Source organism: Nocardia cyriacigeorgica (assembly GCF_010858045.1).
GTDB classification, from domain to species: domain Bacteria; phylum Actinomycetota; class Actinomycetes; order Mycobacteriales; family Mycobacteriaceae; genus Nocardia; species Nocardia cyriacigeorgica_E.
Window position 1 is genome coordinate 1 of record NZ_JAAGVC010000017.1, and the last position, 18,710, is coordinate 18,710.

Sequence of the window (18,710 nt, forward strand, 5' to 3'; positions counted from 1 at the left end):
GGGCCGGAGTTCGCGGACCTCGCCACCGCACGCTCCATCTGAGTGATACCGCACAAGATCACCTGGTCGGCTAACGCCGGGGCGGGGCAAGGGTGGCCTTGGCTGTGCTCGGAGCGGCGATATATCATTCAAACATGTTGCATACCAAGGAGTTTGGATACCCGCGCACGCTGGGCGGTCGATGTCTGCGGCGGTGGCGGGTGTAATGGATTCCGGGTGCGGAACACGGTAGCCGAATACTCCAACGACGCTGTGTCGCTTGCCGATTCGGTATCCGCCGGTCCATCCTAGTTGTTGCGTGATGTTAGCTGCGGCCGGAGTCGGCCTCGCCGGCAACCTCACTCTTACGGTTTGCCGCGTGTCGGGTGACAATTCCGGGTACCGTGGCGAATCGGTGAATTCGGGGCTTCCCATGAGTTGACGCCGCCAGGAGGCAAATCGGGGACGACGGAAAGCGCGACGACGAAAAAGCCCGGATGCGCACCCCCTGCGGCGCACCCGGGCAGGAAAATTATACCAGTCGGTGTGTTTCGGGTTTCTCGCCTAGTTTTCGTACCAAAAGTCTGTATCCGGGGCGAAAACCCTGTTGTAAGTGTTGATAAAACTCATAAATTCGCGCCAATAGCCTGTTTCCATTCGGGCTCGCTTTGGCGGCGAAGGAGCCCGCCGGGGTGGAACCCCTTGGGCTCCACAAGGCTTCGGAGGCGTTTCGAAGATGGCACGGCAGCAAGAGCGGGCCCGCCGGACACGTGCGGCGATAATCAGGTCCGCCGCCGTTGAGTTCGGCAAGAGCGGCTACGCCGCCGCATCGCTCAACCGCATACTGGAAGGATCGCGAGCCACCAAGGGCGCCATGTACTTCCATTTCGATTCCAAGGAAGATCTGGCCAGGGCGGTCCTCGACACCGCACTCGATCGATATCGGTTCTCGGCCGATCGCTGGCTCGCCCGCACCGATCTCGGCCCGCTCGACGTCATGCACGGCATGCTCGACGAGATCGCGCTTCGGCTCGAGCACGACATCATCGTGCAGGCCGAATTCCGACTCATCATCGAGCCCGACTTCTATCGCGAGGTCCCCAACGGCGGCGGCCGCATCATCGCGCGCGCCACCCGCGCGCTCGCCGTGCGCGCGATCGAACAAGGGCAGCTGCGTGCCGACGCCGACCCCGACCGCTTCGCCCGCACCCTCGCGGCCGCGCTGGCCGGCCAGCGCTACTTCATCGACCTGTTCGGCAACGGGGTCGATCTGCGCTCCCGCTTCCAGGAGGCGCTCGAAGTGGTGATCGAATCCATGTCCACCCCGGAATGGGTGGAGCGATTCCGGCGTGAGGGCTGGCGCGCGGGCGCTCGCCTGGAAGAGCTCGGTTTAGCCCTCTGACCAGCCGGTTTGGGAAACCTCGCAACCTTGTCATAAGCTATGCGAGCTCCCAACGGACAGCCGTTGTAAAGCCGGTCCGGAGAAATCCGGGACGAGCCCCCTTCGTCTAGCGGCCTAGGACGCCGCCCTTTCAAGGCGGTAGCGCGGGTTCGAATCCCGTAGGGGGTACAGTCTTCGGACTGTGGAGCAGTAGAGCAAGGCCCTGTGGCGCAGTTGGTTAGCGCGCCGCCCTGTCACGGCGGAGGTCGCGGGTTCGAGTCCCGTCAGGGTCGCAAGTAAACGCCGGAGAAATCCGGCGTTTCACGTATGGCATTCCGTTCGGGTGCCTGCGGCCAGGTAGCTCAGTTGGTACGAGCGTCCGCCTGAAAAGCGGAAGGTCGCCGGTTCGATCCCGGCCCTGGCCACTCCATCCCCCCTGGCTGAGGACTCGGCTAGGGGATTTTTCGGCTCGTGGTCATGCGCAGGCCCAGTAACGCTTTTGGCGCTCAGGTATCTTGACAAAATCGGGTCTCGCTCGAACAATTTTTCTGTAGCGCGCTATTTGCGCAGCTCGACGATTTCGGTCCGGGCGTGAGGGCCCAGTTCAAGCGGTGCTCGAAACCGTGGACGGCGACACCATCGTCATTCCGAACCTGAAGGTGGCTAGATTACGCCGCTGTGTCCGTTGGGGCGGGCTGGTGCCCTGGTCATCGCGTCGCCGTGCGCGCCGCGGGTTCTTCAACGACAGCAACGCCCAGATGTCCCTGGCCGGCATCTGGAATGCCCGCTCGAGCAGGCCGCGACGAGTCCGGCCTCGAAACCCGGTCATCGGTGGCGATGCGAGTGATGCCAGCGGGCGAAGGCAGTTCGCCGCCGTCTACCCGCAGATCCTCTTCCAGGTCGGGATCAGAAAAACGCAGGAAGGTGACGTGATGTCGTACGACAGCGAAGGCACAACGTCAGAGTCGGACCGGCCGCTGACTTGGGCCGAACTACGCGATCAACTGGAGACTTTCGAGGCTGCTGAAGAAGCCGACGTGCCGGAAAATCTTTCCGCGCTCTGGTCGGACCTTGCGGATCCGGGAGACGCCAAGGCGGTGTTCATCGACAAGGGCATGGGTGCCGATGATCCGATACAACCGCAACGACCGGACTGGGTGGGGTCGACGCTGCGTCCGAAGGCCCCGCCACGACCGCGGCCGCCACGGCTGGAACTCCGTGGTGTGCCGTTCAAGCCCTTGATCATCTATCCGCCGGACGACCGCAACATCTACAGCGACCTCAGGTACCCGTGGGTCTGCGTATGCCACATCCAGGGCCGGGTGGCGGCCGGATCGGGAGTCATCGTCGGGCCTCGGCATGTTCTCACCGCGAGCCACGTCGTCGACTGGGGTGGCCCGGCCGAGGTGATTCAAGTGCACCGCGCGGGTTCGGCGATCCAGGCCACCGCACGAACGTTCCGGCGGATGGCCTTCACCAAGCTCACCAGCGATCCCACCTATTCCACGATCGACGAGGATTACGCGGTCTTGGTGACCGACCAGCGGCTCGGGGATCGGTTCGGCTCTTTGGGCGTGCGGACCTACGACAGCTCATGGGACGACGAAAACGTCTGGTGGAATATCGGATACGCCGGCGACATCCCGACCGGGGCAGCCGCCACGTTTCCCTACTTCCAGCGGGACAAGAAGATGGACGAGGATGAGTGGGACTACGGCAGTGGCCGGGCGATGACGACCGCCGCAGATTTCAGGCCGAGGCAGTCCGGTAGTCCCATGTTCGGGTTCTGGACGGACGGGCCCTACGTCGTCGCCGTCGCCGCGGCTGTCGGCGAGATCGTGTTGTCGGGCGAGGAGAACTGGTGCTCGGGTGGCAGCGATCTCACTCGGTTGGTGCGCGAGGCGATCGCAAGCTTTCCGTAGTCCGGAAGTGTTCGCCCGATCACTCCCGGGAGTGATCGGGCGCGAATCGGCGCGGATGGTCGGCTCATTTCCGATGTCGGCCGGCAGGCTCGGTGGAATGCTGGGGGTATGGCTGATTCCTGGTATTACTGCCTCAAGCACAAGCGGGCCGAGCAGGGGAAACGGTGCTGGTTTGCGGATCGGCTCGGGCCGTTTCCGGATCAGGCGACGGCGGAGCGGGCGTTGGAGATCGTGCGGGAACGCAATGCCGCCGAGGACGCGCGGGACCAGCAGTGGCGTGACGGAGGTAACTGAGCGAGGTCCAGAACAGGCGGGCGGGGGCTGGGCGGCAAACGCATTCGGGTGAACGGTGGTGTTCGCAAGATCACCGGATGTGCGTCGGGCGCGGTGAGATGGCAGAGTGTGGGCCTGGTGCGCTGAATTCGCGGGGAGGCGGATCAGCTACCGTTCACGAGAAATCAGACGATCGCTCGCGGCCTGCGTACGGGTTCCCGGGCGCGACCAGGTGAGCAGGGAGGGCGACCCTTGAGGGTTACCGTTGTTGTGCCGACCTACAACGAGCGCGAAAATCTGCCCGTTGCGGTGGAACGGCTGACCGCGCTACCGGTGGCCGACCTGCACGTGCTCGTCGTGGACGACAACTCGCCGGACGGCACCGGCGAAGTCGCCGACAAGCTCGCCGCCGAACTCCCCAACGTCGTAGGCGTACTGCACCGCACCGAGAAGGACGGCCTCGGCCGCGCCTACATCGCGGGCATCACCCGCGCCCTCGACGAAGGCGCCGACGTGGTGATCCAGATGGACGCCGATCTCTCCCACCCCGCCGAAGTCATCCCGGCCATGCTGGACAAGCTCACCAGCACCGACGCCGGAGTCGTGCTCGGCTCGCGCTACGTGCCCGGCGGCTCCACCGCCGAGGAATGGAAGTGGTACCGCAAGGCCCTCTCGGCTTGGGCGAACTTCTACGTCAACCTGATCCTGCGCTTGGGCGTCAAGGACGCCACCGCGGGCTTCAAGGCCTGGAAGGCCGACACCCTGCGCGCCATCGACGTCGGCTCGATCCGCAGCAACGGCTACTCGTTCCAGGTCGAGATGAACTACCGCACCGTCAAGAAGGGCATCACCATCGCCGAGGTGCCCATCCGCTTCGAGGAACGCACCCTCGGCGCCTCCAAGATGAGCCTCAAGGTGCAGCTGGAATCGGCGCTCATGCCGTGGAAGCTGCTCTTCGGCCGCGCGGTCTGACCCGCGCCACAATTCGGCGAACGGCCCGCATCCCACCAGGATGCGGGCCGTAGTCGGGTATGACCGAGCCTGGATGGCGCGGGCAGTGGCCGCGATGAGCGCCTGGGGCCTACTCCGGCCAGTCGAGCAACGTATCGATGAACAGCTGACGCACCCGCTCCACGTCGTCATGCATATTCGCCGGATCCCACCCGCTGACGTCGATCGGATCCAGCACCGCCACATCCACCACACCCGGACGCACCACCATCGAATCGCGCCACGACACCTCGCCCGCATTGCGGATCACCACCGGAATCACCGGCACCCCCGCCTGGATCGCGATATGGAACGCGCCCTTCTTGAACGGGCCCACTTCGGGCGTGAAGGAGCGGGTGCCCTCCGGCGCCACCGCGATGGACAGCCCATCGCGCAAGGTGTGCACCACCGGTTCGAGCGACGCCTTGGCGCGAGCGGTATCGGTACGGTCGATGAAGGTGACGCCGACGAACCGCATCAGCGGCCCGAACACCGGATTCTTGGTCAGCTCCTTTTTCCCGATGCCGGTGACCCCGCCGCCGAGCACGGCCGGGACGACGATCACGTCGTACTGGCTCTGATGATTGAAGACGAACACCGCAGGCCGCGGCGAACGGGCATTGTGCTCGCCGGTGACCCGCAACCGGACTCCGGTGGCGCGCAGGGTGGCGCCGGTGCCGAACTTCATCAGGGCGTCGGCCATCGACCTGCGGTCGCGGGTGTAGGACTTCACCAGGACTCCGGTGATCGCACCGGCGATGAGGGCGGCGAAGCCCGCGACCGTGCGGGCGATGTCCACGCGGCGCGCCGGACGGCGCGGGCGAAAGGAGAGCGCGGGCCAGTCCTTTTCGGCGCAGGTGACAGACAGTGCCGGATCGGGATTCACCGCGATCGGAAATCCCACCGACGACAAGGTCGGCAGGTCGGTGCCGTCGGCGGCATAGGCGAAGCTGGTGCGCAGTTCGATACCGGACGCGGCGGCGAACTCTCGGATCGCCTCGGCCTTCCCCGAGCGCCAGAGGGCCCGGCCTTCGGGATATCCGGTCAGCACGCCGTCCTTGGTGGCCATCCGGGTGCAGAGGGTGTGCTCGATGCCGAGGGCGGCCGCGACCGGTTCGAGGGTGAACCGGGTGCCGGAGGAGACCAGGACGACGGTATGCCCGGCCGCTCGGTGAGCCCGGATCAGCCGCCACGCCTCCGGATGGATGCGCCCGTAGAGCGTGCGTCTGAACAGCCTGGCACCGATCTCGTCGAGATCGGATTCGGTCGAGCCGGCCAGCGCCTGGGCAGCTGCGCCGAGAAACCGGCCGTGCGAACCGTCGTCCGGGTGAGCGCGGATACCGTCGAGCAGCACCCGGGCCAGCTGCTGGTCGCGATCGCCGCTGCGCCGAGGCAACGGGCGATGCGACGGCGCGGACTCGAATCCGTCGAGCACGACGCCACCCAGCTCGAACACCGCCGCGACACCCGGCCCCTGCGGCCCGACCCGGATCGCGGCCAGCACCGACTCGATATCGGAATGCGCGGCATCCAGTTCCAGCGCGCTCATCCGCTCCTCGCTGCCCACTATCGCTCCGAGACCGGGAGATTGGACGGATCGAGCGCCGCGGCGCGCGCGATCCGGATTCCGATGACGCGCAGCCGTTCGGCGAATTCGGCACGACGGTCGGCCAACCCGGTGGCATCGTCGGGTTCGACCAGATCGTAGTTGGCGGCCAATTTGAGTGCACTGGTGAACAATTCGGTCGAGACCGATTCGGGGCTGTGCAGCCGCTGCTGCAACAGCATCTGCTTACCCACCGCGACGCATTCGTCGATGAACTGTTTGCGGTCCTCGATCGCCGCATCGCCGCGATCGGCCAGCCGCTCGGCCACCACCAGCTGGGCGTCGAAGAACGAGCGCAGCACCCGGTGGGCCATCATGAAGCCGGAGGCGGTGAGCTGGGCCAGGATCTCCACGCTCAGGGTGTCTCTGGTGCGGTGGTTCCAGTCCGGGTCGATCAGTAGCATCTCGGCGGTCAGCTGCTCGGAGAACTCGTTGCGTTCGGGGAAGAAGAACTCGAATTTGAGCAGGTCACGTAGTCGGAAGGCCTCTTCCCAGCCGGTGCGCAGTGGGTCGGTGTCGGCGCCGTCGTCGAGTTCCTGGGTGGCCTTGTCGACCGCCGCCAGGATCGACAGTTCCACGATCGCCCGGTTGACGAACCAGTGCACGGCGCTGTTGCGGTAGAACGCGGCCTCCAGATAGGCCCCGGATTCGATGGAGTAGACCGGCTCCAGCCCGCCGCGATACACCGTGACCACCTTGGCCAGCGACAACTGCTCCAGCACCACCTCGAGGCTCTGCTCATCGCGCAGCGCCGCCACCTCACCGCGCGGCAGATCGCGGCGCTCGATGTAATCGAGCACCGGCGCCAGCAGATCGCACACTTCGCGCAGGGTGAGCGCGCGTTCGTGCACGCCGAGCAGGGCGAGGGTGGCCAGCGCGTTGACGGTGATCGGGGTGACCTCGTTGATGCCGACGGCTATCTCGAACGCCAGCCGCTGCACCGCTTTACGTTCCAGCTCGCCCACCTCGTCGCCGGCGTCGATGATAGGCGGCGCGGTGCCGTCGGCACGGTGCAGCGGAATCGACAGCGGCGGCGCGGTGAGCGGGTCGCCGTGCGCGGCCAGCCGCTCCCGCGCCGATAGCGGCGCGCCGAACCGCACGTAGACGTGGCCGGCCGAATGTTGCTGGCTGCGCACATATCTGGCCAGCCACGCCAAGCCCTCGGGTTTCTTCTTGCCGCCCGATTGTTCGCTGGCGATGGCGCCGAGCTCGTTGAGGCGTTCGTAGGTGATCGACACCGGCACCAGCATCACGTCGTCGATGCGGTTCCAGCGCACGGCGGCGGCCAGATAATTCAGCAGGCCGTAGCGCGGTGGGCGCAGTTTGCCGGTGCGGGTACGTCCGCCCTCGAAATACCATTCCAGGTTGAACCGTTTGGCCAGCAGGTAGCCGAAGTACTCCTCGACGACGGCCTTGTAGACCTCATCGTCGCCGAAGCTGCGCCGGATGAAGATCGTGCCGGTACGCCGGGCGATCGGCCCCATCGGCCAGAAGCGCAGGTTGGCCCCGCCGATGACGTGGTTGGGCGGGAAATCATTGCGGGCGAGCACATCACCGAGGACGAAGGCGTCGACGTAGGAGCGGTGCGAGGGCAGGAACACCAGCGGGTAGCGGCGGTTGAGATCACGCAGGGCGTCGAGGCCGGATTCGTCGCAGTCCACCTTCCAGGTCGAGGCGTGCACCGGCCGCATGGCCTGGGTGAACAGATCCGAGACCAGCCTGCTCTGCGCGGCGACCAGCTCATGCAGCGACTTCTCGGCCCTGCGATACACCTCGTGTCTGCTCGCGCCGATCCGGTCGGCGATGAGATCGAGCCTGCGCAGGAAGTCCGGCGAATCGAGGATCTCCTCGGCCACCAGCCGCGGAACCTTGTACCGATCGCCGATGACGGTGCGTTCGGCGCGTTCCAATGCGAGCACACCCGCGCGCAGGATCGCGCGCGCGAACGGCTCCGAGGTGCCCGCGATATCCAGCGCCGCCGCCTCGGGATTATTGGCGCGCAGCTCGCTGAGCCGGGCCGGACGGCCGGTGAGCACGACATGGCGGTCCGGCTCGCGGCGCACCAGCCTGCGCTGGGCCAGCCGATGCGGTTTGCGCGGATTGGTGAGCGTGGCCAGATCGGCGAAGGTGGTGCGGCGAACGCCCTCGCGTTCGGGCGGCAGCCAGAGCACTCGGACCGGAACCACCAGCGGATTGTCGGTGCGGCCGGTCAATCGGTCGGCGATGGCATCGGCGTCGAGGTCGATCTGAGTGACGGGTGCGTCGGTGCCCAGTTCGGCGGTGAGGCCGCCGTCGGCCAGCCAGGCGCCGACCAGTTCGCGTTCCACCCGGGAGCTCGCCTCGACCAGGGCGACCACCGAGCCGATGGCCGGCTCATCCGAGCTGCGGGCCGGTGCGCCGCCGCGATCGATCATGTGTGGTCCCTCCGCTGAAACGACGATCCCTCTATTCAAGCCCGCCAGCGGGATCCGCGCAGGAACTCCGGACCGAGAGTCTCTTCCCCGCTGTGGTTGCGGGCACAGTATCGTCCGGTACAGGTAATGCTAACCTTACCTATCAAAGTTAGGTCAGCATAACCTTGGAGGATCGTTGTCGACGACGGACGAGCGCTCGCGCGTTGAGTATGTGACCGATCCGGCGGCAGCGATGTCCCGGCTGGCGGCCGATGAACGGTTCGGCGAGTTCGTCATGTACGAACGCCCGGGGGAATGGGTGTTCGCCGCGGACCCGATCGGTGGCGTCGAGCTGGACGTGGAGGAACTGCGGGTCAGCTGGAACGGCGAGACCACCGCCAGCGCGTGGGAGGGCAGCCCGGCCGCCGTCGTCGACCGAGCGCTCGGCACGCTGCCGCTGGAAGGCCGCAACGCCTACGGCTGGATCGGCTTCGAATTCTGTGCCTGGTCGCTGGGCGCCACCGCGCATCTGCGGCCGCGAACCTCGCTGGTACATCTGATGATTCCGCGGATCGAGGTCGTCGTCGGTGAGGCCGGTGTGCGAATCAGCGGTGCCACCGACGCCGAGACCGACGTCATCCACGAGCTGATCGCCGGCTCGCAGGGCCTTGACCTGCCGGTGCCGCATCCGGTCGACATCCGGGTCGACCCCACCGGCTATCAGGGCCGGGTCGCCGAGGCCATTGCCGAGATCAACGCCGGGCAGTACCAGAAGGTCATCCTGTCGCGGAAGGTCGATCTGCCCTTCGCTGTCGACGTTCCGGCCACCTACCGGCTCGGCCGGGCCAACAACACTCCGGCGCGGTCGTTCCTGCTGCGATTGGGCGGTCTGGAGGCTGCCGGTTTCAGCCCGGAATTGGTCGCCTCCGTCGACGAGGACCGGGTCGTCACCACCGAACCGCTCGCCGGCACCAGGGCCTTCGGCCTCGGCGATCAGATCGACCTGGCCGCCCGCGCCGACCTGCTCGCCGATCCCAAGGAGATCGTCGAGCACGCGATCTCCGTGCAGACCTCCTTCGCCGAGATCGCCGCGGTCGCGGATCCGGGTACTCCCGCCGTCTCGGATTTCATGGCGGTGCGTGAGCGCGGCAGTGTGCAGCATCTGGCCTCCACCGTGCGCGGACGGCTGGCCGCGGACCGGTCCAGCTGGGACGCGCTGGAGGTGCTGTTCCCGTCGGTGACCGCCTCCGGCATCCCCAAGCGGGCCGGGGTCGATTCGGTGTTCCGGCTCGATCACGATCCGCGCGGACTGTATTCCGGTGCGGTGGTGACGGTGTCGCCCACCGGTGCGCTGGAGGCCACGCTGGTGCTGCGCGCGGTGTATCAGACCACCGAGGGCGCGTGGCTGCGCGCCGGTGCTGGTGTCGTCGGCCAGTCGCGGCCCGAGCGTGAGTTCGAGGAGACCTGCGAGAAGCTCGGCAGCATCGCGCCCTACGTCGTCAAGGCGTAGATCGAAGCCGAATAACGACACGACGAGGGCCGTGCGGTGATTGCCGCACGGCCCTCGGTCGTTCGCCGGTGGCGGAGCGATGGCCTGCCGGACAGCCGCGGCGGTGCCCTGCGGCACCGCTGCGGCGTACCGGCGAGCGGTCCCGGCGCCGCGGGGATCAGCCCTCGGCTTGCAGCGCCTTCTTGTCGATCTTGCCGACCGCAGTTACGGGCAGGGTCTCGGCCTGACGCAGTACATCGGGCAGCTTGTAGGTGGCAAGGCCGCGCTCGGTGAGGAAGGTCTTGATCTCCACCAGCGTCGGCATCTGCCCATTCACCACCAGTACCGCGCACACCTTCTCGCCCAGGCTCGGATCGGGCAGGCCGACGGCGGCGGCATGCCGGACGGCCGGATGGGCGAGCAGGTGCTCCTCGAGTTCATCGCAGGAGATGTTCTCGCCGCCGCGGTTGATCACGTCCTTGATCCGGCCCGAGACCACCAGATGTCCGCTGGGCAGCTTGCGCACCAGGTCACCGCTGCGGTAGAAGCCGTCGGGGGTGAAGGCGCGGGCATTGTGCTCGGGGGCGCGGTAGTAGCCGCGAATCGTGTACGGGCCCTTGGTGAGCAGCTCACCCTCCTCGCCCGGCGCCACCTCGTTGCCTTCGGCGTCGACCACGCGCACGATATCGGCGGGGGAGAGCGGGCGGCCCTGGGTGGTGCAGATCAGCTCGTCGGAATCGTCGAGGCGGGTGTAGTTCAGCAGGCCCTCGGCCATGCCGAACACCTGCTGCAACTTCACGCCGAGCGCAGGCGCGACATCGCGGGCATTGACCTCGGCCAGCTTCGCCCCGCCCACCTGGAGCAGCCGCAGCGAACTCAGATCGGGCTCTTCCCATTCCACTGCCGCACACCACAGCTGGGCCAGCGGCGGGACCACCGCGGTCACCGTCACGCGGTGCTGCTGGATGATCGCGAAGGCGTTCTCCGGGCTCGGGTCGGCGACGAACCCCACCGCGCCGCCCACACTGACGGTGCCGAGGATGCCGGGGCAGGCCAGCGGGAAGTTGTGCGCGGCGGGCAGGGTCGCCAGGTAGACGTCGTCTTCGGTGAGTTCGCAGACCTGTGCGCTCGCTGTCGCGTTGTACACGTAATCGTCGTGGGTGCGGGCGATCAGCTTCGGCAACCCGGTGGTGCCACCCGAAACGAGCATCAGCGCGATGTCGGAGGCGTCGATCTCGGGCAGGCTCGCGCCATCGGCCGCACGGGTATCGCCCAGCGCCGGAATCGAATCCACGGCGGTGAACTCGCCGGGATCGCCGAGCACGAGCACGTGCCGCAGACCAGGAACGTTCGCGCGGACCGTCGCGGCCAGTTCGCGATAGTCGAAATCGCCTGCCTGATCGGCGATCACGTACGCGACCGCGCCGGACAGGCTGGCCAGGTGCTCGATCTCGGCGCGACGATGCGCCGGCAGCGTGAGCACCGGGATGATGCCCGCGCGCAGCACACCGAACAGCACCGTCAGGAATTCGGCGACATTGGGCAGCTGGACCACCACCCGGTCGCCCGGTGTGAGGCCGAGCGCGAGCAGGCCGTGCGCCATCCGATCGGCTTCGGCGTCGAGCTCGGCGTAGGTGAGCGAGCGCTCGCCGATCAGCGCGGTCCGGGCCGGATGCCGCTGGGCGGTGTCGCGCAGCAGACCGGCCAGGGTGCGTCCGGACCAGTATCCCGCGGCGCGGTACTGGTCGGCGTCGGCCTCGGAAAACGGCACGTAGCCGTCGCGGTGGGTGCCGGATGCGGTGGAAGTGGAACTCACGTCTGCCTCACAAGCGGGATGGGCGGTTCGGGGATAAGTGCGTGCGCGAAACTGGTTCAGTTATGTAGGTAAGGCAACCCTATCTCAGGCGGGTGGGGTGTCGGCGCCGGACCGCGAAGTCGGCCGCTTCTCGACCGCCGCCCACGGCCGACCGCCAGTAGACTCGCCGCATGACTGGCTGGAGCGTCTCCGACATCCCCGATCAGCAGGGCCGGACCGTCATCGTCACCGGCGCCAACAGCGGACTCGGCGCCGTCGCCGCACGGGCCCTGGCCGGTGCGGGTGCCCGGGTGGTGCTCGCCTGTCGCAATATCGACAAGGGTCGCGTGGTCGCCGAGGAGATCGGTCCGCTCGCCGAGGTGCGCAGGCTCGATCTCGCCGACCTGTCCTCCGTGCGGGAGTTCGCGGCGTCCGTCGACCGGGTCGACGTCCTCATCAACAACGCGGGCGTAATGGCCGTACCGTACGCCCGCACCGCCGACGGCTTCGAGATGCAGATCGGCACAAATCATCTCGGCCATTTCGCGCTCACCGGTCTGCTGCTCGGACGCATCTCCGATCGGGTCGTCACGGTGTCGAGCGATATGCACCGGCTCGGCGTCATCGACCTCGACGATCTCAACTGGCAGCGCCGCAAATACCGCCGCTGGCCGGCCTACGGGCAGGCCAAGTTGGCCAACCTGCTGTTCGCCTACGAACTGCAACGCAGGCTGACCGCGGCCGGCTGGTCGAAACGCTCGGTGGCCGCCCATCCCGGATACGCGGCCACCGAACTCCAGTCGCACACCGAGTCGATTCAGGACCTCGTGATGTCGCTGGGCAATCGGCTGTTCGCGCAGAGCGCCGAGATGGGTGCGCTGCCCGAGCTGTACGCGGCCACCGCCGATGTCGAACCGGGTGGCTATTACGGCCCGACCGGATTCCGTGGCATGCGCGGACATCCGGGCCGAGCGGGGTCGAACGCCCGATCCAGGGATCAGGAAACCGCCCGTGGCCTGTGGAAACTGTCCGAAGAACTGACCGGGGTCAGCTACGACTTCTCGGTGTGACCCAGTTCACGATCGGCCCATGTCACACCTGCCCGGTGCCGCGTCGTCGTCTCGGTGAAGCCAACGAATTCACCGAAAGGGCACCGACAATGGAACCGCGTATGAACCTCCAGGCCAACCCGATCGCCGCCAGCTTCGCCAAGCGACTGGTCACCGCGAGCAAGGTCATCGACGACTCCGGTCTGGCGCCGGCCACCTACGAACTGGTCAAGATCCGCGCCAGCCAGATCAACGGATGCAGCTTCTGCGTCGACATGCACACCAAGGACGCCGCGCACGCCGGTGAAGACCCCACGCGCATCAACCTGGTCGCCGCCTGGCGCGAGGCCACCGTGTTCACCGAGGAGGAGCGTGCCGCACTCACCCTCGCCGAAGAGGCCACCCGCCTCGCCGACGGCGGCGCCATCAGCGATCAGACCTGGGAGCTCGTGCGTAAGTACTACGACGACAACCAGATCGGCGGCCTGATCGCGGCCATCGCGGCGATCAACGCCTGGAACCGGATGAACGCCATCGCCCACACCCCGGCCGGCAGTTACGTTCCCGGCAGTTTCTGATGTGCGGTCCCGGGGCGGTGTGTGGCTGCTCACAACGCGCTACCGCACACCGCCCGGGCGGGCACCGGCCATTCATCCCGTGGTAGCGTGCCTTCCGTGCAGCGCGTGTATTTCTGGTTTAGCAAGCCGGCCCTGGGTGGGCCGGTCTGCGGCAACCGCGCGCGCTGACCAGATTCCCACCCCGAGCCGGATGATGACCGGCTCGACGGGGTTCACCACCGTGGGTCGGCCTGGAGAAAAGGAACCAACCCCACGATGACCACCGCAGTAGACGTCGATTCCCGCCATTCCGATCTCGACGATCAGCGCACCCTCAGCGTGAGCCCGTTACGGTCCCCAGCTGAGGTTCGCCTTGTGCACGCCATCACCGACGAACTCGCCGACACCGTCCGCGCCGGCCGCAAGGCCACCGTCGACGTGCTCAACGGCGACGACGACCGCCTGATGGTGATCGTCGGACCGTGCTCGGTGCACGATCCGGCCGCCGCGCTCGACTACGCGCGCCGCCTGGCCGCCAAGGCCGCCGAACTGGACGACCGGCTGCACGTGGTGATGCGGGTGTACTTCGAGAAGCCGCGCACCACCCTCGGCTGGAAGGGTCTGATCAACGATCCGCACCTGGACGGCAGCTTCGACGTCAACACCGGGCTCGGCATCGGCCGCAAACTGCTCACCGACATCACCGCGCTCGGCCTGCCGGTGGCGTGTGAGTTCCTCGATCCGATCACCCCGCAGTACATCGCGGATCTGGTCTCCTACGGCGCGATCGGCGCCCGCACCGCGGCCAGCCAGGTGCATCGTCAGCTGAGCAGCGCGCTGTCCATGCCGGTCGGCATCAAGAACGGCACCGACGGTGACGTGCAGGTCGCCGTCGACGGCGTGCGCGCGGCCGCGGCCAGCCACGTCTTCCCCGGTACCGACCTCGACGGACGTGCGGCGCTGATCCGCACCACCGGCAACCCGGACTGCCACGTCATCCTGCGCGGCGGCAGCACCGGCCCGAACTACGACGCCGCCTCGGTCGCCGAGGCCTGCCTGCGATTGGAGAAGGCGTCGCTGCCCAAGCGCATCGTCGTCGACGCCAGCCACGGCAACAGCAACAAGGACCACAACAAGCAGGTCGACGTGGTCACCGATATCGCCGACCGGCTTTCGGCCGGTGAGCCCGGCGTAGTCGGTGTGATGCTGGAGAGCTTCATCGAGGCCGGTCGCCAGGACCTGACCCTCGGCCACGCCGAGGAACTCACCTACGGCCAGTCCATCACCGACGCCTGCATCGACTGGAACACCACCGCCGCCCAGCTGGACCGGCTGGCCGAGGCCGTCGCCCGCCGCCGCGAGCGCTGAACTGCCGAGGTCCGCGGTGATCGAGACGATCTACTGGGGCGTGGCGATGACGCCGAGCAGCTCACCCGAGGTGACCGTGCCGACGTCGAAGCCCGCCCCGGTCAGATGGTCGATCAGATTGCGCGGAGGGTCCGCAGGCGCCGTCGAGGTGTGTTCGCCGGGCTGGCCGTAGCCGTAGAACAGGTGCAGCGCACCGCCGGGCGCCAGGGATTCGCGCAGCACCGCCAGTTCCGTGGCGGGATCGCGGGTCCAGAACACATTCACATTGACCGCGAGGATCTTGTCGAACCCGCCCGGCGCCAACTCGGCTGCGTGCGCGGCGGTCAGCTCCTCGAGTGCGAGTTGACGCACCCGGACCCGCCCGGATTCGATCAGCGCCGCATGCCGTTTCGCCGCCCGCGCGACGGCGGTGGCGGAGCGGTCGATGCCGACGATGAAGCCGGTGTCCAGCTGTTCGGCCAGCACCGCGAGCGAATCGCTGGACCCGGGACCGATCTCGAGCAGGCGATCGCCCGGGGCGGGATCGATGATCTCGCGGAACCACCGGAATCGCGCCTCGTGGGCCATACCGGTGAAACTACGCGGCAGACCGAGTCGGCCGCCACGAATTTCGCTCGATGCGCCACAAACATGGGCCGTTACCGATTACGTGTCTCCGAATGATCCGCATCCGCGATGTGCGCAGGCCAGTCGAAAGCCGGGCCGGGCGGGTCGGTGACCAGCCGCGCACCCAGCCAGCTGTCACGTCGGATGCCACGCTGCAGGCCGCCCAACCGGTCGGTGCCCTCGTAGTGGAACCCGTTGCGACGCACCACCGCAGCCGAGGCATAGTTGCCGACGAAGGCGCGCCAGCTGATCCTGATCAGGCCCAGCCCCTCGGGATCGAAGCCGAATGCGCAGACCAACCGCACCGCGCGCGACATCAGGCCCTTACCCCGGAACTCCGATCCCAGCCAGAATCCGATCTCGGCGGCCGACTCGTCCCGTTCGCCGAGCGCGATCATCCCGATGACCGGCTTGCCCTCCGCTTCGCGAATCGCCCAGGTCGGACTGCGGGCCGCCCAACCGGGGTCGGCCATCTCATCGAGGAAGGTTTCCGCGTCGGAACGCCCGTACGGCAGCGGAATCGTGACCCATTCGCCCACTGACGGCTCCTGGCACAGGGTCACGATGGTGTCGATATCGGTCCGGCGCGGTCGCGACAACCAGACGGTGCCATCGGTGAGTGTCCGCTCCTCCATCGCCTCATGGTGGCACGGACCCGCCGGTCGGTTCATCGGGTTTTCCGGGAGGTGAGGGCGGCGCGGGTGGATGATCCACGGTCCGTAGACTCCGACTGGTGGTAGCCGCATTGCTCGCAGACCTGTTCGAATCGCATCGGTCGCATCTGCTGTCGGTCGGCTACCGATTGACCGGCAGTGTGGCCGATGCCGAGGACGCGGTGCAGGAGAGCTGGCTGCGGCTGGCCGGTGCCAGGCAGTCCGAGATCGAGGACCTGCGGGCCTGGCTGACGACGGTGGTGAGCCGAATCTGCCTGGACCGCTTGCGCAGCGCGGCCGCCCGGCGGGAAAGCTATGTGGGGCAGTGGCTGCCGGAGCCGGTGGTCACCGCGGTCGGCGCGTCGAGCACGCCCGATCCGCTGGAAGCGGTGGTGCGCAGGCAGGAATTCCGGTTCGCCGCCATGGTGGTGCTGGATTCGCTGACTCCGGCCCAGCGGGTGGCGTTCGTACTGCACGACGGGCTTTCGGTGCCCTTCGACGAGATCGCCGACATTCTGGAGATCACCCCGGACGCGGCCCGTCAGCTGGCCGTGCGCGCTCGCAAGTCGGTGTCGCGGGCTCCGGAGCCGGTCGCCGACGACGATCATGCCGCCGCGGTGCAGCGCCTGCTCGAGGCGCTGATGACGGGTGATGTGCAGGCGGTGACGGCAGCGCTGCATCCGGACGCGGTGATGATCGGCGACGCCAACGGCACCACGTCGACGGCGGTCAATGTGCTGCACGGAGCGGACAAGATCGCCAGGTTCTTCGTCGGGCTGCTGCACAAGTACGGCATGGCCGAGGTGGGGGAAGAGCTGCTGCGCAGCATGGAAATCGTCGCGGTCAACGGCCAGCTGGGAGCGCTGGTGCCGGAGCAGGCGGGGGAGGGCCGCTATCCGGGGACACCGCGGCGGGTGGTCGGATTCACGGTGCGCGATGGATTGGTTTGGGGCACTTACGATATCGCCAATCCGGACAAACTCGGGGGCATCCGCGTCGGCTGAGCGGGCGAGCGCCCCCGCCGGACCGGGCCGCGCATCCCGGCCCGACGGGTTCTGCGCTACGGCGTAGCCGAGCCGGTGAACCAGTCGCCGGTCGAGGAACCGGTGCTGTGATCGCCGGTCGACGATCCAAGACCCCAGTCGGGGGTCGAGGAGCCGAAGCCCGCGATCAGGTCATGGGCTACGTCGCGAAGCTGACCCAATAGGAATCCGGCGACCTCCGACGCGGCCGGATTCGCTATCAGGTCGAGGTATGAGGCCATAGACGCCCCTTTCGAGATACCCGCCGTGGCGGGCTGTGAAATAGAACACGGCGAGGCTAGCTGCCTATGGGACAACGCACAACCATGCAGGTAGAAGTCGAAAAATAAATGTGAAACATAGCCGTTCGCTATCTGGTGGCAACGCTAGCGATTCGCGGGCTAATTCTGGCGGGATTTCGCCGCGCTCTAGGCTCGGCGATATGCGCCAGCAACCAGCGACCGTCGCCCGCCTGCGGCCCTTCGGCGCCACGATCTTCGCCGAGATGACCGAACTCGCGGTCCGGCACGACGCGATCAACCTCGGCCAGGGCTTCCCCGATTCCGACGGCCCCGCGGGCATGCTCGAGGTGGCAAGGCAGGCCATCGCCGACGGTCTCAACCAATACCCGCCGGGCCGGGGCATGCCGGTGCTGCGCAGGGCCGTCGCGGCCGACCGGGCACGCCGCTACGGCACCGAATACGACCCGGAATCCGAGGTCCTGGTCACCGTCGGCGCGACCGAGGCGATCAGTGCGGCGGTGCTCGGCCTGGTGGAGCCAGGCCAGGAAGTGGTGCTGATCGAGCCCTACTACGACTCCTATGCCGCTGCCGTTGCGCTCGCGGGCGCGCAGCGGCGCACCGCCAGGCTCGTCGCCGACGGCGACCGATTCGTGCTGGACCTGGACAGTCTGCGTGCCGCGATCACCTCGAAAACCCGGATGATCATGGTGAACTCGCCGCACAACCCCACCGGCGCCGTGCTCGATCGACACGACCTCACCGCCATCGCGGAGCTCGCCTGCGAGCACGATCTGCTGGTGCTGGCCGACGAAGTCTATGAACACCTGGTCTTCGACGACGCCGAGCACATCAGCCTGGCCACTCTGCCGGGGATGCGGCAGCGCACACTCGTGGTGTCGAGTGCGGCCAAGACGTTCAGCGTCACCGGGTGGAAGACGGGCTGGGTCTGTGCCGCACCGGAATTGATCGACGGAGTGCTCGCCGCCAAGCAGTTCATGACGTTCGTGGCGGGCGGCCCGTTCCAGCCCGCCGTCGCGCACGCGCTCACCGAGGAACTCGAGTGGGTCGCCGCACTGCGCAGTTCGCTGTCGGACCGGCGGTTACGGCTGTCCTCGGCCTTGGCCGACACCGGCTTCCACGTCTACTCCAGTGCCGGTGGCTATTTCGTCTGCGGCGATATCCGCCCCTTCGGCGCCACCGACGGCCTCGCATTCTGCCGCGAGCTGCCCACCCGGCTCGGCGTGGTCGCGGTTCCGGTCAGCGTGTTCACCGACCATCCCGAGCAGTGGAAGCATCTGGTGCGCTTCACTTTCTGCAAGCGCGACGAGACCCTGGATGAAGGCGTGCGTCGGTTACGCGTCGGCGCGCCCATCGGCTGACGCCGA

At 67.3% G+C, this 18,710-nt stretch carries 16 protein-coding genes and 3 tRNA genes; 13 read left to right on the plus strand and 6 right to left on the minus strand.

Annotated elements, in window-relative coordinates; translation table 11 throughout:
• Positions 1–715 precede the first annotated feature (715 nt).
• The 7 genes from GV790_RS16395 to GV790_RS16425 all read left to right on the plus strand — a co-directional run bounded on the left by GV790_RS16395 (position 716) and on the right by GV790_RS16425 (position 4,527).
• Positions 716–1,381 (plus strand): TetR/AcrR family transcriptional regulator, encoded by a 666-nt coding sequence (locus tag GV790_RS16395; protein ID WP_048832707.1) that lies wholly within the window; start codon positions 716–718, stop codon positions 1,379–1,381.
• A gap of 95 nt (positions 1,382–1,476) precedes the next feature.
• Positions 1,477–1,549 (plus strand) — tRNA-Glu (locus GV790_RS16400).
• Between the two features lie 30 nt (positions 1,550–1,579).
• A tRNA-Asp gene (locus tag GV790_RS16405) sits at positions 1,580–1,653 on the plus strand.
• A 58-nt stretch (positions 1,654–1,711) separates the two neighbouring features.
• Positions 1,712–1,785 (plus strand) — tRNA-Phe (locus GV790_RS16410).
• 186 nt (positions 1,786–1,971) lie between these two features.
• Positions 1,972–3,282 carry a trypsin-like serine peptidase gene (locus tag GV790_RS31765; RefSeq protein WP_218586426.1) on the plus strand — a complete coding sequence of 437 codons (1,311 nt, stop codon included), beginning with the start codon at positions 1,972–1,974 and terminating at the stop codon, positions 3,280–3,282.
• Between the two features lie 108 nt (positions 3,283–3,390).
• On the plus strand, positions 3,391–3,576 hold the full coding sequence (locus GV790_RS16420; RefSeq protein ID WP_163814226.1) for a hypothetical protein: 186 nt from the start codon (positions 3,391–3,393) through the stop codon (positions 3,574–3,576).
• A gap of 231 nt (positions 3,577–3,807) precedes the next feature.
• On the plus strand, positions 3,808–4,527 hold the full coding sequence (locus GV790_RS16425) for a polyprenol monophosphomannose synthase (RefSeq protein ID WP_178128013.1): 720 nt from the start codon (positions 3,808–3,810) through the stop codon (positions 4,525–4,527).
• Positions 4,528–4,636: 109 nt separating this feature from the next.
• Here the strand turns inward: GV790_RS16425 and GV790_RS16430 are convergent, their stop codons facing one another.
• Both GV790_RS16430 and GV790_RS16435 read right to left on the minus strand, forming a co-directional pair.
• A complete protein-coding gene (locus GV790_RS16430) occupies positions 4,637–6,094 on the minus strand; it encodes an HAD-IB family hydrolase (protein WP_175585914.1) in 1,458 nt (485 codons plus the stop codon).
• Between the two features lie 17 nt (positions 6,095–6,111).
• A complete protein-coding gene (locus tag GV790_RS16435; protein ID WP_163814228.1) occupies positions 6,112–8,565 on the minus strand; it encodes a glycerol-3-phosphate 1-O-acyltransferase in 2,454 nt (817 codons plus the stop codon).
• A gap of 175 nt (positions 8,566–8,740) precedes the next feature.
• Between GV790_RS16435 and GV790_RS16440 the strand changes: the two genes are divergently transcribed.
• Positions 8,741–10,054, plus strand: a complete 1,314-nt coding sequence (locus tag GV790_RS16440) for a salicylate synthase (protein WP_163814229.1) — start codon at positions 8,741–8,743, stop codon at positions 10,052–10,054.
• Positions 10,055–10,211: 157 nt separating this feature from the next.
• Here the strand turns inward: GV790_RS16440 and GV790_RS16445 are convergent, their stop codons facing one another.
• Positions 10,212–11,849 (minus strand): (2,3-dihydroxybenzoyl)adenylate synthase, encoded by a 1,638-nt coding sequence (locus GV790_RS16445; RefSeq protein ID WP_163814230.1) that lies wholly within the window; start codon positions 11,847–11,849, stop codon positions 10,212–10,214.
• 170 nt (positions 11,850–12,019) lie between these two features.
• Between GV790_RS16445 and GV790_RS16450 the strand changes: the two genes are divergently transcribed.
• The 3 genes from GV790_RS16450 to GV790_RS16460 all read left to right on the plus strand — a co-directional run bounded on the left by GV790_RS16450 (position 12,020) and on the right by GV790_RS16460 (position 14,802).
• The gene (locus GV790_RS16450; protein WP_163814231.1) at positions 12,020–12,898 is read left to right on the plus strand and encodes an oxidoreductase; all 879 of its coding nucleotides are present in this window, start codon (positions 12,020–12,022) and stop codon (positions 12,896–12,898) included.
• An 89-nt stretch (positions 12,899–12,987) separates the two neighbouring features.
• Complete coding sequence (locus GV790_RS16455) at positions 12,988–13,455, plus strand: carboxymuconolactone decarboxylase family protein (protein WP_163814232.1); 468 nt, start codon at positions 12,988–12,990, stop codon at positions 13,453–13,455.
• 255 nt (positions 13,456–13,710) lie between these two features.
• Positions 13,711–14,802 (plus strand): 3-deoxy-7-phosphoheptulonate synthase, encoded by a 1,092-nt coding sequence (locus tag GV790_RS16460; RefSeq protein WP_163814233.1) that lies wholly within the window; start codon positions 13,711–13,713, stop codon positions 14,800–14,802.
• A 30-nt stretch (positions 14,803–14,832) separates the two neighbouring features.
• Here GV790_RS16460 and GV790_RS16465 read toward each other — a convergent pair whose 3' ends face one another.
• Entirely contained in the window at positions 14,833–15,369 is a 537-nt protein-coding gene (locus GV790_RS16465) for a class I SAM-dependent methyltransferase (protein WP_163814234.1), read from the minus strand.
• A gap of 71 nt (positions 15,370–15,440) precedes the next feature.
• On the minus strand, positions 15,441–16,043 hold the full coding sequence (locus GV790_RS16470; protein ID WP_163814235.1) for a GNAT family N-acetyltransferase: 603 nt from the start codon (positions 16,041–16,043) through the stop codon (positions 15,441–15,443).
• Positions 16,044–16,141: 98 nt separating this feature from the next.
• Here GV790_RS16470 and GV790_RS16475 point away from each other — a divergent pair, with 98 nt between their 5' ends.
• The gene (locus GV790_RS16475; protein WP_163814236.1) at positions 16,142–17,065 is read left to right on the plus strand and encodes a sigma-70 family RNA polymerase sigma factor; all 924 of its coding nucleotides are present in this window, start codon (positions 16,142–16,144) and stop codon (positions 17,063–17,065) included.
• 56 nt (positions 17,066–17,121) lie between these two features.
• Here GV790_RS16475 and GV790_RS16480 read toward each other — a convergent pair whose 3' ends face one another.
• Positions 17,122–17,325: a hypothetical protein gene (locus GV790_RS16480; protein WP_138446200.1), complete on the minus strand. Its 204-nt coding sequence runs from the start codon at positions 17,323–17,325 to the stop codon at positions 17,122–17,124.
• Between the two features lie 200 nt (positions 17,326–17,525).
• On the opposite strand from GV790_RS16480, the gene GV790_RS16485 reads away from it, so the two are divergent.
• Positions 17,526–18,704, plus strand: coding sequence for a pyridoxal phosphate-dependent aminotransferase (locus GV790_RS16485; RefSeq protein ID WP_163814237.1), 1,179 nt, complete (start codon positions 17,526–17,528; stop codon positions 18,702–18,704).
• The last annotated feature ends 6 nt before the right edge of the window (positions 18,705–18,710 follow it).

Bases quoted from the DNA above. Each gene is read 5' to 3' on its own strand.
- GV790_RS16395 (WP_048832707.1), top strand. From the start codon at position 716: ATGGCACGGCAGCAAGAGCGGGCCCGCCGGACACGTGCGGCGATAATC.
- GV790_RS16420 (WP_163814226.1), top strand. From the start codon at position 3,391: ATGGCTGATTCCTGGTATTACTGCCTCAAGCACAAGCGGGCCGAGCAG.
- GV790_RS16430 (WP_175585914.1), bottom strand. From the start codon at position 6,094: ATGAGCGCGCTGGAACTGGATGCCGCGCATTCCGATATCGAGTCGGTG.
- GV790_RS16435 (WP_163814228.1), bottom strand. From the start codon at position 8,565: ATGATCGATCGCGGCGGCGCACCGGCCCGCAGCTCGGATGAGCCGGCC.
- GV790_RS16450 (WP_163814231.1), top strand. From the start codon at position 12,020: ATGACTGGCTGGAGCGTCTCCGACATCCCCGATCAGCAGGGCCGGACC.
- GV790_RS16455 (WP_163814232.1), top strand. From the start codon at position 12,988: ATGGAACCGCGTATGAACCTCCAGGCCAACCCGATCGCCGCCAGCTTC.
- GV790_RS16460 (WP_163814233.1), top strand. From the start codon at position 13,711: ATGACCACCGCAGTAGACGTCGATTCCCGCCATTCCGATCTCGACGAT.
- GV790_RS16465 (WP_163814234.1), bottom strand. From the start codon at position 15,369: ATGGCCCACGAGGCGCGATTCCGGTGGTTCCGCGAGATCATCGATCCC.
- GV790_RS16470 (WP_163814235.1), bottom strand. From the start codon at position 16,043: ATGGAGGAGCGGACACTCACCGATGGCACCGTCTGGTTGTCGCGACCG.
- GV790_RS16480 (WP_138446200.1), bottom strand. From the start codon at position 17,325: ATGGCCTCATACCTCGACCTGATAGCGAATCCGGCCGCGTCGGAGGTC.
- GV790_RS16485 (WP_163814237.1), top strand. From the start codon at position 17,526: ATGCGCCAGCAACCAGCGACCGTCGCCCGCCTGCGGCCCTTCGGCGCC.